Origin of the sequence: Actinomadura montaniterrae, assembly GCF_008923365.1 — a bacterium.
Classification (GTDB): Bacteria; Actinomycetota; Actinomycetes; order Streptosporangiales; family Streptosporangiaceae; genus Spirillospora; species Spirillospora montaniterrae.
Genome location: NZ_WBMR01000089.1, coordinates 1 through 14,208, shown reverse-complemented (window position 1 = coordinate 14,208; position 14,208 = coordinate 1). Strand labels below are relative to the sequence as shown.

At 71.9% G+C, this 14,208-nt stretch carries 14 protein-coding genes; 2 read left to right on the top strand and 12 right to left on the bottom strand.

From position 1 onward, the window contains the following. The first annotated feature begins 173 nt into the window (after nucleotides 1-173). Together F9B16_RS51210 and F9B16_RS26830 are read left to right on the top strand one after the other, a co-directional pair. Complete coding sequence (locus tag F9B16_RS51210; RefSeq protein ID WP_192809012.1) at nucleotides 174-455, top strand: hypothetical protein; 282 nt, start codon at nucleotides 174-176, stop codon at nucleotides 453-455. Continuing rightward, nucleotides 452-1,747 carry an FAD-binding oxidoreductase gene (locus tag F9B16_RS26830; RefSeq protein WP_151542976.1) on the top strand — a complete coding sequence of 432 codons (1,296 nt, stop codon included), beginning with the start codon at nucleotides 452-454 and terminating at the stop codon, nucleotides 1,745-1,747. Before F9B16_RS51210 ends, F9B16_RS26830 begins: the two co-directional genes overlap by 4 nt. A 42-nt stretch (nucleotides 1,748-1,789) precedes the next feature. Here the strand turns inward: F9B16_RS26830 and F9B16_RS26825 are convergent, their stop codons facing one another. The 12 genes from F9B16_RS26825 to F9B16_RS26770 form a co-directional block, all read right to left on the bottom strand. Beyond that, complete coding sequence (locus F9B16_RS26825; protein ID WP_151542975.1) at nucleotides 1,790-2,389, bottom strand: TetR/AcrR family transcriptional regulator; 600 nt, start codon at nucleotides 2,387-2,389, stop codon at nucleotides 1,790-1,792. Nucleotides 2,390-2,468: 79 nt separating this feature from the next. After that, entirely contained in the window at nucleotides 2,469-3,389 is a 921-nt protein-coding gene (locus F9B16_RS26820) for a hypothetical protein (RefSeq protein ID WP_151542974.1), read from the bottom strand. Continuing rightward, nucleotides 3,386-4,681, bottom strand: coding sequence for an MCE family protein (locus tag F9B16_RS26815; RefSeq protein ID WP_151542973.1), 1,296 nt, complete (start codon nucleotides 4,679-4,681; stop codon nucleotides 3,386-3,388). The genes F9B16_RS26820 and F9B16_RS26815 overlap by 4 nt, the downstream gene beginning before the upstream one ends. Then, nucleotides 4,678-5,718, bottom strand: coding sequence for an MCE family protein (locus tag F9B16_RS26810; protein WP_192809011.1), 1,041 nt, complete (start codon nucleotides 5,716-5,718; stop codon nucleotides 4,678-4,680). Before F9B16_RS26810 ends, F9B16_RS26815 begins: the two co-directional genes overlap by 4 nt. An 8-nt stretch (nucleotides 5,719-5,726) precedes the next feature. Continuing rightward, entirely contained in the window at nucleotides 5,727-6,770 is a 1,044-nt protein-coding gene (locus tag F9B16_RS26805) for an MCE family protein (RefSeq protein WP_151542971.1), read from the bottom strand. Further along, a complete protein-coding gene (locus F9B16_RS26800; RefSeq protein WP_192809010.1) occupies nucleotides 6,767-7,837 on the bottom strand; it encodes an MCE family protein in 1,071 nt (356 codons plus the stop codon). Before F9B16_RS26800 ends, F9B16_RS26805 begins: the two co-directional genes overlap by 4 nt. Nucleotides 7,838-7,866: 29 nt before the next feature. After that, the gene (locus F9B16_RS26795) at nucleotides 7,867-9,030 is read right to left on the bottom strand and encodes an MCE family protein (RefSeq protein ID WP_151542969.1); all 1,164 of its coding nucleotides are present in this window, start codon (nucleotides 9,028-9,030) and stop codon (nucleotides 7,867-7,869) included. Next, entirely contained in the window at nucleotides 9,030-10,097 is a 1,068-nt protein-coding gene (locus F9B16_RS26790) for an MCE family protein (RefSeq protein WP_151542968.1), read from the bottom strand. The genes F9B16_RS26795 and F9B16_RS26790 overlap by 1 nt, the downstream gene beginning before the upstream one ends. Beyond that, nucleotides 10,094-10,945: an ABC transporter permease gene (locus F9B16_RS26785; RefSeq protein WP_151542967.1), complete on the bottom strand. Its 852-nt coding sequence runs from the start codon at nucleotides 10,943-10,945 to the stop codon at nucleotides 10,094-10,096. Before F9B16_RS26785 ends, F9B16_RS26790 begins: the two co-directional genes overlap by 4 nt. 10 nt (nucleotides 10,946-10,955) lie before the next feature. Continuing rightward, nucleotides 10,956-11,783 carry an MlaE family ABC transporter permease gene (locus tag F9B16_RS26780; protein ID WP_151542966.1) on the bottom strand — a complete coding sequence of 276 codons (828 nt, stop codon included), beginning with the start codon at nucleotides 11,781-11,783 and terminating at the stop codon, nucleotides 10,956-10,958. Between the two features lie 347 nt (nucleotides 11,784-12,130). Further along, nucleotides 12,131-13,339 (bottom strand): cytochrome P450, encoded by a 1,209-nt coding sequence (locus F9B16_RS26775; protein WP_225991967.1) that lies wholly within the window; start codon nucleotides 13,337-13,339, stop codon nucleotides 12,131-12,133. A 14-nt stretch (nucleotides 13,340-13,353) separates the two neighbouring features. After that, a complete protein-coding gene (locus tag F9B16_RS26770) occupies nucleotides 13,354-14,190 on the bottom strand; it encodes a mycofactocin-coupled SDR family oxidoreductase (protein ID WP_151542965.1) in 837 nt (278 codons plus the stop codon). Between the last annotated feature and the right edge of the window lie 18 nt (nucleotides 14,191-14,208).

Genomic DNA, 14,208 nt, shown 5'->3' with positions numbered 1-14,208 from the left:
GGCGGCCTGTCCAGGCTGCGAACTCGCGACATCGAGCAGACCTACAAGAGCCCGGGCTCGCGGCGGCCGGTGGCGTGGTGGCGGCAGATGTAGCGCTCCAGCAGCGCCGTGGAGTCGTCTGCGCGGCGAACAGGCAGGGCGTGCTGTAGACGGCGACGTCCACGCCGAGAGCGGTGAGGTCGGTCAGCGAGAGCCGCGGCGACTTCCCGCCGGCGATCTGGTTGACCAGCAGCGGCTTGCCGCCGATCACCTCGCGGATCCGCCGGACGGCCTGCGCGCTGCGCACACCGTCGACGAGGACCACGTCGCTGGTCCTCGATGACGACGCCGGAGGCGCCGGCCGCCTCCGGGTGCGCGAGGACGTGGCAGGCCGCCTCCGGGTCGGCGTAGCCGTCGTCGATGTCCACCAGCACCTGGTCTGGACGGGGCCGTCGTGGGCAGGGAGTCCTTCGTGACGATCGGTGATCTGCGGAGAGCGGTCGAAGGGCGGGTGCTGGGGCTCGGCGACGACGGCTTCGACGAGGCGCGCAGAGCGTGGAACCTGACGATCGAGCAGCCCGTGGCGGCGGTGGTCGAAGCCGAGCACGCCGGCGACGTCGCCGCGCTGGTCCGCTACGCGCGGCGCTCGGGACTCACGGTGACCGCCCAGGCCGGCGGCCATGACCCGTCCGGTGACGTGGAGGGGGTGATCCTGCTGCGCACCGGGCGCCTGGACGGCCTGCGGGTGTCGGCGCGGGAACGGGTGGCGCGGGCCGGCGCGGGCGTGAACTGGGGGCGGGTGCTGGCGGAGGCCGGGCCGCAGGGCCTGACCGGGCCCGCTGGCAGCTCGCCGGTGGTCAACGTGACCGGGTACACGCTGGGCGGCGGCCTGTCCTGGTTCGGCCGCAGGTACGGCTGGGCCTCGGACGGCGTGCGCGCCTTCGACGCCGTCGACGCCGACGGCGAGCGGGTCCGGGTCACCGGCGCGTCCGACCCTCAGCTGTTCTGGGGGCTGAGAGGTGGCGGCGGTGACTTCGCGCTGGTGACGTCGCTGGAGTTCGACCTGCATCCGGCGCCTTCGCTGTACGGCGGGCGGGTGGTCTGGCGCGGCGCGCGGAGCGGCGAGGTGTTCGAGGCCTTCCGCGGCATCACCGAGGCGGCGCCGCCCGAGCTGACGGTCTGGTTCAACCGCTTCGCCTTCCCCGGGGCGCCGCCCATGGCCGGGCTGGACCTGACCTACCTCGGCGACCCGCGCGAGGGCGCGGCGCTGGTGCGCGCGATCGACGGCATCGGCGACGTGGTCAGCGACGACCGCGGGCCCGTGGCGGTGGCCGGCCTCGGCGGGATCACCGCCGAGCCGACCGCACCGTCCTCCTCGGTGGCCCGTGCGGAACTGCTCACGGGCCTGGACGAGGGCCTGGCGACCGAGCCGATCGGCCCGCTGATCTCGATCCAGGTCCGGCACCTCGGCGGGGCGCTGGCCGAGACCGGCGCCGGCGCGAGCGGGACCCTGCGCGAGCCGTACCTCCTCCAGATGCTCGGCGTCGGCCCGACCGCGGACGCGGTCGCCGCGGCCCGCGCCACGCAGGACCGGTTGGCCGAGCGGTTCGGCGCCGTCATCGCGGGGCGCAAGCCCTACACGCTGCTGAACCCCGCCGAGTCGGCGGCCGACGCCTTCCCGGAGCCGGTCCTCTCCCGGTTGCGGGCGTTGAAGCGCTCGCGCGACCCGCACGGCGTCTTCCGCGCCAACCATCCCGTCCTCGGATAGCCCCGTGCACGGGCAGGCGCAAGCGTCCCGGGAAGGGGAAGGTCAGGGGGCGGCCTTGGCGAGCAGGGCGGGCGTCAGCCAGCGGCGGAGGAAGGGACGCGGGTCGTCCCCCGTCGCCTCCGGCACCGAGAGGTAGGAGTAGAGCAGGCGCATGAAGAACTCGGCGAGCCCGGTGAGCTCCCCGTCGTCATAGCCGAGGGCGGCCCAGTCGATGTCGAGCCGGGACAGGAACACCTTCATCTCGTCCAGGGCGGTGGCGGAGAGGATCTCGGGGCCGAACATGGGGGCGCGGCCGGTGGCGAAGATCATCCCGACGTGCGGGTCGCGGGGCAGCTGCTCCACGGCCAGCGCGAACACCTCGACGAGGATCTCGGCGGGGTCGGTCAGCGGCCCGATGGCGGCCGCGATCCGCGCCTCGAACTCGGCGGCCGCGGCGAACCCCGCCGCCTTCATCAGCTCGTCGATGTTGCGGTAGTAGCGGTACACCGTCGCGCGGGTGACGCCGAGCTCCTCGGCGACCTGCGTGAACCCGGTCTTGTGCGCGCCGAACCGGTCCACGCACCGGATCAGCGCGCCGATGATGCGCCGCCGGGCCTCGTCGTCGTCGCGAGGAGGGTCGCCTCGCCACCCGTGCGTGCGCATCAGTGCCTTTCACAGCGGACGCTCCGGCCGGAGCGGTGAAGGAAGCCGGCGTGCGGCCGGGACGGCGTCGCGCCCCGCGTCATCGCGACGGCCGGGCCGAGGGGACGGCGCCCGGCAGCCCGGAGGAGCCGGTCCCGCCCGAGACGGGCTTGCCGTTCTCGTCGGTGGCGGACTCCACGCCCTGGCTCAGCAGCGTGATGTTACCAGCCAGCCATTTCCCCGAGACGAGCTTCATGCTGAGCGCGACCGTGGCGCCGCTGTTGGCCTGCACCGTCTTGCCCGTCGTCACCTTGGTGTTGATGACCACCATGACGTTGGCGGCGCCGCGCTTGACGGCGCCCGGGTAGACGCCGGTGACGGTGGCCCGCGAGCTGACCTTGTTGGTGGTGAAGTAGCTGGTCAGGGTGTCGGCGGTGGGCCGGATGGCGTCGGCGGCGGCCTTGGTGAGCAGCGGGTACTTCGCGGCGAACGACTGGGCCATGTGCTGGTAGTCCCAGTTGAAGAAGACGTCGGCGACCCTGCGCGCGCTGGCGGCGAGGTCGCGCTGCCGGCGGGCGTCCGCGGACAGGTCCCCCTTCTGCTGCCAGACGACGCACAGGAGCGCGGTCACCGCGACCAGCGCGACGGCGGGGACGATCGTCAGGACGCGCACAGCGATCGTCTTGCGGCGGCTCCTCTTGCCGAACGGTCCGCTCGCGAGGGACGCCGCCCACACCTCCGGAGCGACTTCGGGGATCCGAGGCGCGGACGTGGCCGCGGCCTTGCGCGTGAACCGGCGCGGCTTCTCCCGCGGGGCCTCGCCAGCGTCCTCGGTGTCGTCGGTCGGCTCGTCCGCCGCCCCGGTGGTCTGTTCTTCGCCGCCGGGATCCGCCGCCGCGCTCTTCTTCCTGACGACGACGTAGACCCGCTCGTACTCCTCGTCGGTCTCCGGGAGGTCCGCCTCGTCGATCTCCTGGACGTCCTCGGCGGGCGTCCGGGCGGCCGGGGCCTTGGTCTTCATCGGCTTCTCCTTCTCGAGATCGGGCGCCAGGCCGCGCCGAGCATGCTCATGACGACGCGCAGCAGGACCAGGCCCGCCAGCAGGGGCGGCAGGTAGATCAGCCAGGCCGGCGGCCCGTGGTGCTCGGGGGCGGTGCCGGCGGCGTTGCCGGCGGGCACCGCGGTCGCCGTGGTCGCGGTCCCCGTCGCGGAGCCGCCCTTGGCGGCCGTCTCCGCCTTCTTCAGCGGAGGGCTCTGCTGGGCGGGCAGGTCCACGCCCGGGCAGGCCGGGATGCGCGGGATCGACGGCAGCGGCGTGAGGTTGCGATATTCGACGGCGCCCTTCTCCGGCGTCAGCGTGAGGATGAACTTGATGTTGAGGTTGGGCTGGCCGTTGACGAACGTGATGACGCCGCGCATCGCGGACGCCAGCTGGGGCGACCACTGCAGGCCCCGGGAGAGGTCGGACACGTTGGCGGGCGTCAGCAGCGCCGGCAGGGCGTCGCTGAGCGCGCCGAGCATGCACTGCGCGGCGGGCCGCGACTCGCGCAGCACCTTGGCGGTGCGCGCCAGCAGGTCGGGGGTGGTGTCGCGGATCCGGACGAGCGAGTCGTCCACCTCGGCGAGCGAGGAGGTGATGTCGGCGGTGGCGGTGATCCCGGCGGCCAGGTCGGCGCGCTTCCCGGCGAGGACGCCGGTCAGCGCGCCGAGGTTGGTGATCAGGCTGTCGAGCGTGGTGGTGTTGCTCGCGAACGTCCGGGCGAGCTGGGAGGCGCCGTCGACGCTGAGCCGGAGCGTGTCGCCGCGCCCGTCCAGTCCCCGCGCCAGCTCCCGGGTGACGATCCTGAGGTTCGCCGGGTCGAGCCCGTTGACGGCCTTGGTCACGGACGCGAACAGGTCGCCGTAGCTCTCGCTGACGCTCGTCCTGGACAGCGGGATGACGTCGCCGGGACGCATCGGGGGCGCGCCGGCCCGGCCGCCCGCCGGTTCCAGGTCCACGTACGGCTCGCCGATCGCGGACTTGAGCGCGGCGGTGGCGGTGACGCCCTGCGGGACCCGCCGGCCCTTGTCGATGGCGAGGCGGACGACGACCTTCCCGCCGTCGAGCCGGACCGACTGGATCTTGCCGATGGCGACGCCGAGGTAGGTGACGTCGAATCCGGGCTGCAGGCCGCGGGAGTCGGTGAACTGCGCGCTGATCCGGTACGGGCGGGAGAACGGGTCGAAGCCGAGGACGTTGCGCACCGCCCACACCGTGAGGACGACCCCGAGCAGCGCGAACACGGCCAGGTTGACCCTGATCCGGCGGGTCACCGCTGCGGTCCCAGCATCCGGACGAGCTCGGCGAGCGACGACGGCGTCCGTCCGGCGCCGCGGGTGGCCGAGCCGTTGAAGTCCAACACCGGATAGGTGAGCAGCTGCCCGTTGTAGACCTGCCTGGGCATCCGGCTCACGAACTCCTGGACGCGGTTGATGAGCGTCCCGAGCTTCGTCCTGTCGGAGGCGAGCACCTGCAGCGTGGGGCCCATCTGCTCGATGAGCCGGCGGAGCTGGTCGGTGTGCCCGATGAGGACGGTGTCGTTCACGGTCCGGGCGAGGTCCGACAGGGAGTGCACCGCGGTGAGGATCTTCTGCCGGTCGTCGGCGAGGAGTCTCGTGGCGTCGGCGACCCGTCCCGGCAGCCGCTTCAGCGAGTCCTCGTGCGCGGCGAGCTTCTTGCCGAGGCCGGCGAGGTCGTCGACGGCCCGTCCGAGCTGCTCGCGGCGGGCGCCGAACGTCTTCAGCAGCGTGTCCGCGTTGGCGATCATCGCGTTCAGCTGCGGGCCGCGGCCGGCGAAGGCGGTGCTCGCGGTGCGCACCAGCCCGGGGGCGTCGCCGTCGGCGAGGGCGCCGACGAGCGGGGCGGCCTTGCCGACGATGTCCTCGAAGCCGGGGCTGGTGGTGGTCTGGGCGAGGCGGGCGTGGTCGGCGAGGAACGGCCCCTGGTTCAGCGCCCGGCCCGGCGGCGGCTGGAGCTGGACGTAGTTCTCGCCGAGCAGCGAGGTCGTGGTGACCTTCGCGGTCGTCCCGGTGGGGACGCGCACGCCCTTCTTGATCGACATGGTGACCCGGGAGCGGTAGCCGCTCCCGGCGTCCACCAGCGTGATCTTCGTGACGGAGCCGACGGCGACGTCCGCGACCTTGACGCTGTGCCCGGTGACGAGGTTCTGCACGTCGGCGAAGTCGGCGGTGAGGGTGAGCGGCCCCTTCGGCGCGTGCAGCGTCTGGATCGAGCAGCCGGACAGCGCCGCGCAGCCCGCCAGCACCGCGCAGAGCACGAGCGTCCCGGCGCGCAGGAGAGTTCGTCTCACGGTGGCTCCTACTGGCAGTTGGAGTAGGGGGGCGGGAGCGGGCACGGCACGCTCTCGTCGATCGTGGGCGACTTCAGGACCGCGGCCAGGTAAGACCGCGCGAAGTTGTCGAGGGTGACCCGCAGGACGATCGCGTGGTTCTCCGGCTGGTAGGCGTTGACGAACTGGAACGCGATGTTCGGCAGCGCCTGCAGCACGCCGCCGAGCGTGTCCGCGCTGCCCTTGAGCGTCAGGCTGACCTGCGCGGTCTTCTCCAGGTCGGAGGGGATCGTGTCCTGGTGCATCTTGATGAGGACGTCGCCGCGCTCGGCCAGGTCGGCGATCGCCTCGACCAGCGTCCGGATGCTCTGCCGCTCGTTCGCCAGCATCGTCGACGCCTTGGAGAAGTCGCTGACGAGCCGGCCGAGCGTCTTCTCCCGGCCGCGGACGATGCCGGCGAGCCGGTCGAGGTTCTGCGCGACCTTGAGGAGCTGCTCGTCCTGCCCGGCGAGGCTGTTCACCAGCTGCCCGGCCTGCTGGAACGCCTGGTTGAAGGCGGTGCCGTTGCCGTTGAGGCTGCCGGCGGCGTTGCCGAGCGCGGTGTCGGCCTTGGCGGGGTCGACGTTGTCGAGGAGCTTTCCGAACGACTTGAGGGCGTCGTTGACCTCGACGGGGACCTGCGTCCGGTCGGTCCGCAGCACGGCGCCGCCCGCCATCTTCGCCAGGCCGGGGTGCCAGGCCGGGCTGAACGTCAGCGTGCGCTCGCCGATGAGGCTCAGCGGCACGATGGCGGCGGTGGCCGCGGCGGGCAGCGGCACGTCGCCGTCGATCGAGGCGACGACGCGGACCTGCCCGTTCACCGGGGTGACCGAGTCGACCTTCCCCACGTTGACGCCCATGACCTGCACCCGGGAGCCGGGGTAGAAGGACACGGCCCGGGTGAAGTAGGCGGTGACGTGGTAGGCCGGCGTGGACGACAGCGCGCCCGGAAGCACCGAGCAGGCGCTGAGGGCGGCGCCGAGCACGACCGCCATGGCGGCGGCGAGCGGGCGGCGCGGCGGTCGCATCCTCATCCTCCGACCTGCCCCGTCGGGACGAGCGGGTAGTTGGGCGGGTTGAAGTTCGGCTGCGGCCCGACCACGCCGGGCTGGACGGGACCGAACCCGACGAACCCGCCCTCCATCCACCGGCCGCGGCGGCTGCCGGCGGTGCCGAGGCCGTAGAACGCCGGCCCGAACCAGGCGAGGGCGACGTTCATGGACGGCAGGTTCTCGCCCGCCACGGTCTGCGCGGCGAGGTGGAAGTCGTTGAGCACCGTGTTCAGCTGCTTCTGGTGCGTGGCGAGGGTGTCGTCGAGGCTCTTGACGACCCGGCTTCCGCTGCCGAGCGCCGCGGCGAGGTCGTCGCGCCGCCGGACCAGCTCCTTCAGGAGCGTGTCGCCATAGTCGAGCAGCTGCGTGAGCTGCCGGTCCTTGGACGCCAGCGCGCCGCTCAGCTTCCCGCTGTTGGCGATGATCGCGGCGACCTGCGGGAACGAGTCGTTCAGCGCGGCGCTGACCTTCCGCAGGTCCGCGAGCATCTTCGCGGTCTCCTGCTGCGACGGCAGCTTCACCTTGGCGGCCTCGGCGAGCAGCCGGTCGACCGACCGGGCGTCCAGCTTCCCGGCGATGGTCGACGCGGAGCCGAGCGTGTTGCTCAGCGTGTACGGGATGCTGGTGCGCTCCAGCGGGATGCGCCTCCGGCCGTCCGGCAGCGTCTTCAGGTAGGGCCGCGCGACCGGCCCGGACAGCCGGACGTACTGCCCGCCCAGCAGGTTCGACAGCCGGATGTCGGCGTGCATCCGCGGCCCCAGCCTGATCCCGGAGTCGACCTTCCAGGTGACGACGACGTGGCCGTTGCGGAAGTCCGGGCGGACGCCGGTGACCTTGCCGACCTTCACGCCGGCGAGCTGCACCTCGGCGCCCTTCTGCAGGCCGCCGGTGCCGGCGAAGACGCCGCTGACGGTGTAGCCGCCCTGGAAGAGGCCGAGGGTGCCGTAAGCGTACGCCGCGATCACCAGCGCGGCCAGCGTCGGGATCGTCACCGCGGCGATCGCCACGGGACTGCGGTCGCGGAACGACCGCGTGAACGCGTCCTTCATCCGGCCTGTCGTCCGGTCCGTCCGCCCCATCACCCGCCCCCGTTCTGGCCGCCGAGGAACGCCAGCTTGACCATGGCCTGGAACACCCGCTGCTGGTCGGGGCTGAGCTTGGCGCCGTCGCCGGTCACCGCCGCCCCGCTGCTGGAACCACCGGAGCCGCCGCCGGGGCCGCCGGCGGGCGGGGGCGGCAGGTTCTCGGGGAACGGGCAGGTGTCGCTGTAGACGACGTTCATGCAGAGCGCGTTGCCGCGCAGGAACTTGCCGCCGTCCATGAGGGTGAGCAGCGCCTGCAGCGCCGCCGGCAGGCTCTTGATCATCTTGTCGATGTCGCGCATCCGGCGGTGCGCGATCTCCATCAGGTCGGTGGTGCCCTGCACCAGCCGGCCGAGCTGCGGGGCGGACCCGCCGAGCACCCTGTCCAGGTTGGTCGCGACGTCGCCGAGCCGCGTGCTCGCGGTGCCGAGGGCGGTGCGGTCCTGCGCGAAGGCCCGGGTGAGGTCGGTGAGGTTGCCGATGGTCTCGGTGATCTGCCGGTCGCGGGCCGCGAGCGCGTCGGTGACCGTCTTGTAGTCGCCGATCATCCGCCGGATCGTGTCGCTGCGCGACCCGAGCGTGCGCAGCAGCGCCGCCAGGTTCACCGACATCTGGTCGATCCTGTCCTGGTTGCCGTCCAGCGCGGTCGCGAACGACTGCAGGATCTTGTTGATCTCGTCCGGGTCGATCCCGCCGACCAGCGGCCCGAGGTCGTTGATGAGCGCGCCGAGGTCGGCCGCCGACCTGGTCCGGGTGAGCCGCTGGCCGTCCTTGAGCATGACGCGGCTCGACCCGGTCTCCAGGTAGATCTCGCGCTTGCCGATGAGGTCCTTCCAGCGGATGACGGCCGAGGAGTCCACCGGGATGTGCAGCGAAGGGCGGATCTTCATCCCCACCACGGCCCGGCCGTCCACGACCTTCACCGACGTCACCCGGCCGACCGGGGTGCCGGCGACCTTCACCTCGTCGCCCGACCGCAGGCCACTGACGTCGTCGAACGTCGCCCGCAGATGCAGCCCGGACCCGAGGTCGGTGCCGATGATCCGGAACGCCATGTAGACGGTCAGCAGGGTCGTGACGACGCCGAACACGAGGAACTTGCGGGCCGAGCGCATGTCCAGGCCCTGCCTGCGCAGCCGGAGCCGGCGTGAGGCGGCCATCACTCGCCTCCGTTCGCGGGAGGGTTCGGCTTGTTCGGGACCGCGGGCTCGATCGGCCCGCAGATCCCCGGCAGCGAGTCGCACAGCGCGGTGCTCGGGTTGATGTGGATGGTGACCCGCGAGAGCAGCGTCCCGTGCGGCCCCGGGATGTTGGCGATGCCGGCCAGCTGCGTCAGGATGAGCCCGCTGCTGCTGATGAGGTCGGGGAAGTAGTCGCGGTACTTGGACAGGACGGCGGCCGCCGGCGTGAACGAGTCGAGGACGCGGCCCGCGGCCTTCGGGTTCGAGGCGAGGATCTGGTTCAGGGTGCGGGCCGACTCGTCCAGCCCGGCGAGCATCTTGGCGAACTGCCCGGGGTCCCCGGTGATGGACGGCGCGACCTTGTTCAGGTCGTCGGCGATCCGGCCGATCTCGTCGCCGTGCCGGGCGGCGGTGCCGGCGAGCGCGCCGCCGTTGCCGATGAGCGTTCCGAGGTCGCCGCTGCGCCGCGCCGTCACGCCGAGCAGCTTCGAGGAGTCGTCGACCAGGCTCGCGAGCTCGGCGCCCCGGCCGTCCAGCCCGGTCCCCAGCGACCGCATGATGGTGGCGACGTCGTCCGGGCCGAGCGCGTCGAGCAGGTCGACGGTCGGCGCGGCGACGTCGGTGAGGTCCTGCGGGTCGCTGGTCCTGGCGATGGTGCCGCCGTTCCGCAGGTACGGCCCGCCGCCCTCGCCGCGCCCGGGCCGCAGGTCGACGTACTTGGGGCCGAACGCCGACAGCGGCGAGATCGCCGCCTCGGCGGTGACGGGCGCGCGGACCCCGCGGTCCAGCCGGATCCGCACCAGCGCCTTCCCCTCGGGGGTGAGCCGGACCGAGGCGACCTGCCCGACCCTGACGCCGCGGATCTTGACGTCCGAGCGGTCGTCCAGCCCCTCCCCCGCGCGGCCGAACGTCGCCTTCAGGTACGTCGAACCGGGGTGGGTGTCGCGCGCGGCCAGGTAGGACCCGACCCCGGCGGCGGCGACGAGGGCGGCCCCGAGGGCGCCGAACCGGCGGCGGGTGCGCGGCGTGAGGTCGACGGTCCTCATCCGGTCAGGCTCACTGTTCCGCCGTTGCCCCAGAAGATGTAGGACAGCAGCAGGTTGACCATGACGATCGTCACCATGGACTCGCGGATCGCCTGCCCGGTCGCCAGCCCCACCCCGACCGGCCCGCCGGAGGCGTTGTAGCCGCGGTAGCAGTGGATGAGCACGATGATCACCGTGAAGACGACGACCTTGACCACGCTGTAGAACACGTCGATCGGCGGCAGGTAGAGGTGGAAGTAATAGTCGTAGATCCCGGGCGAGATGCCGAAGAAGTCGATGGAGATGATCCGGGTGGCGAAGAAGCTGGCGAACAGCGCCAGCAGGTACAGCGGGACGAGCGTGACCAGCGCGGCCGCCAGCCGGGTGCAGACCAGGTAGGCGAGCGAGTTGATGCCCATGACCTCCAGGGCGTCGATCTCCTCGGAGATCCGCATCGCCCCGAGCTCGGCGGTGAACGACCCTCCCAGCTGGAACACCATCGCGACCCCGGCGATGATCGGCGTCACCTCGCGGACGTTGGCGTAGCTGGCGATGATCCCGGCGAGCGACTGCACGCCGACCCGCTGCAGGCCGGGGATGGCCTGCAGGCCGACGGTGGTGCCGGTGAAGAACGACATGAAGAAGATGACGACGACCATGCCGAGGCCCATCACGACCGCGCCGACGCCGGCGCTGATGTCGCTGACCTGCCGGACCACGGCCCTCAGGTGCTTCCCGCGCGCGATGTCGGCCACCATGTGGTGAAGGACCATCCCGGAGAAGACCAGGAACTCGGTGAACTCGGGGGCGCGCGGGCGCCATCGGCGGCGCAGCACCACGGCCGCGCGGTACGGGACGATGGAGTTCATCGGCTCTCCGTCAGATCCGGGGCGGGAAGAGGCTGTAGGCCAGCGTCGACAGCACGTAGTTCGCCGCGAACACCAGCATCGCGGCGACGACGGCCGACTGGTTGACCGCGCGCCCGACGCCGCTCGCGCCGTACCGGCAGGTCATGCCCTTCCAGCAGGCCACCGCGGCGGCGATGAAGCCGAACACCCACGCCTTGAACAGGGTGATCAGCAGGTCGGAGAGCTGCAGGAGCGACGTCGCCCCGTCGAAGTAGGACCCGGGCGTCACGCCCTCCCGGATCACGTTGAAGAAGAACCCGCCGGCGATTCCCGCCAGGATGATCAGCGAGCAGAGCATCACCCCGACCGTGCTGGCCGCCCAGAGCCGGGGCGTGACGAGCCGGTGCACCGGGTTGATGCCCATGACCTCCATGGCGTCCAGCTCGTCGCGGATCCGCCGCGAGCCGATGTCGGAGGTGATGGCCGAGCCGCCGGCGCCGGAGATCAGCAGGGCCGCCGCCATCGGCGCGACCTGCGTGACCAGGGCCTGCACGACGGTGGCGCCGGTGCCGGACTCGGCGCCGATCTGCCGGACGATCTGCCCGACCTGCAGCGCGATCGTGCCGCCGAGCGGCAGCGCGATCAGCATCACCGGCAGGGTGGTGACGCGGGCGATGAACCAGCACTGCTCGATCCACTCGACCCACCAGCGGCGCACGTCCCAGGTCTTGCGGAAGCCCTCGAGCGTGATCGCGAACAGCAGGCCGGCCTGCTCCAGCCACCCGAACAGCAGCCGCCGCGGCACCCCGGCCCAGGAGGGCCGGGGTGCGCGCAGGCGGTGTCCCGCTGCCGCGCTCATGGACGTGTTCCCTGCCGTTCGCGCATCCTCTGCTCCCCCTCGTCGGACGGCGGCCCGAAGCGCGTTGAGAACTTTCGGTGTCGAGTGCGAGAGTTCAGTTCTTCATTTTGAGAACATAGATAAGCAGTTTTCGAGTCTGCGACTCTCGTCTCAGGCGAAAGACAGTACATCCCCGGTCTCGCAGTACTGTCAAGTGCTGTCCGCAAAAGAACGCGGACTGTGCGTGATCACAATCGAGCCCCGGCGGCCCGCCGGGCATGCCGGGGCCGTCGCCGTCGTCGGGCGGTGCCTCCGCCGGGGCGAGGGCGGGCAGGAGGCCGCCGGCACGGCCTCCTGAACTGCGGGTTTCAGCGCAGGACGAGCGGCAGCCTCTCCCATCCCCGGACGGTCGACGTCTGCGCGAGCTTGGCGCCGTCCCAGTCCACGTCCCAGGTGGGGAAGCGCCGCAGCAGCTCCTCCAGCGCCACCCGGCCCTCCAGCCGGGCGAGCGCGGCGCCGAGGCAGTAGTGCGCGCCGACGCCGAACGCCAGGTGCTGGCCCATCTTGCGGTGGATGTCGAAGCGGTCCGGGTCCGGATAGCGCCGCTCGTCGCGGTTGGCGGCGGCGAGGACCAGCATCATCGCGCTGCCCTCCGGCACCGTCCGCCCGTAGAACTCCACGTCCCGGGTCACGTACCGGGCCGCGTAGGGGCCGGGCGACTGGAAGCGCAGCACCTCCTCCACCGCGTTGGTGATCAGCGACGGGTCGTCGACGAGCTCGCGGCGCTGGTCGGGATGGTCGGCGAGGACCGACGCGATCCACCCGATGAGCCGTCCCGTGGTCTCGTTGCCGGCGCCCGCGACGACCGTGCAGTAGACGAGCACCTCGTCGCGGGTGAGGGTGCGCCGCTCGCCGTTCTCGTCCTCGAACTCGGCGGTCATCAGCATCGTCATGAGGTCGTCGGACGGGTGCTCGCGCCGCCAGTCGATGTAGTCGCCGAACATCTCGTTGCTGAGCCCGGCGCCGCCCTGCAGGTCCATCTGCCCGCCGGCCTCGGTCCGCAGGCTCTCGTCGGCGGACTCGCGCAGCGCTTCCAGGTCGGAGTCGGGGATGCCGAACAGCATGCCGATGACCCGCATCGGCATGTCGGTGGCGACGGCCTCGACGATGTCGAACCGGTCCCGTCCCACCAGCGGGTCGAGGGTGCGGACGCAGAAGTCGCGCACCCGCGGCTCCAGCTCGGCGATGCGGCGCGGGGTGAACACGCGGGCCAGCAGCCTGCGGTGGATGTCGTGGATCTCGGGATCCTCGAAGATGAGGGTGCCCGGCGGCATCACGATGCCCGACTTGACGAACTCGAGGATGTTGCCGCGCGCCGAGGAGAACGTCTGCCAGTCCGGCAGGCACCGGTCGACGTCGTCGTACCGGCCGAGGGCGTAGAAGTCGTGCTTCTCGTTGTAGTAGAGCGGCGCCTCGTCCCTGAGCCGGCGGTACGTCGGGTAGGGGTCGGGGGTGAACCGCGGGTCGTAGGGGTCCCAGTAGAAGGCGTCGCCGGTGTCCATGTCGTCGGTGCCCATCCGATCCCTCCGGGTCACTTGAGCATCGAGCCCGCGTCGATGGGAAGCGGGACTCCGGTGATGTAGCGGGCCTCGTCCGAGACGAGGAACAGGACGGCGTTGGCGATGTCCTCGGCCTCGACCCAGGGCACCGGGAGCGCGTTCATCATCTGCGAGATCGGCGCCATGTCCTCCTGGGTCGGGTTCTCCAGGTCGGGACGGAACATCCGGTAGGTGAGGTCGTTCAGCAGCATCGGCGTGCCCACCTGCGTCGGGTGGACGGAGTTGACGCGGATGTCGTACTGCGCGAGCTCGACGGCCATCGACCGCATCAGCCCGACGACGCCGTGCTTGCCGGCGACGTAGTTGGCGATGTTCGGGTGCGCCTTCAGGCCGCCGACGGAGCTGGTCAGCACGATGGCGCCGCCGCGCCCCCCGGCGATGAGGTGCGGGATGGCGGCCTTGCCGGTGTGGAACACGCCGGTCAGGTTGACGTCGATCGAGTCGCGCCACAGCTTCTCGTCGAGGTCCTGGATGGGGGCGCCGTCGGCGGCGAGGCCGGCGTTGGCCACCACGATGTCGAGCCGGCCGAGCTGGGTGACGCCGTCGTCGACGGCGGCCTTCAGCCCGTCGTAGTCGCGCACGTCGACCTGGGCGGCGACGATGCGGCGGCCGGCGGCCTTCACCTGCGCCACGGTCTCGTCCAGGTCCTCGGGGGTGGACATGGGGATCGGCACGGTGTCGAGCTGCTTGCAGATGTCGATCGCGATGATGTCCGCGCCTTCCTGCGCGAGGCGCACGGCGTGGGCGCGCCCCTGCCCGCGGGCGGCTCCGGTGATGAACGCGACCTTGCCTTCGACTCGTCCGGGCATCGCTTCCTCTTCTCTCGG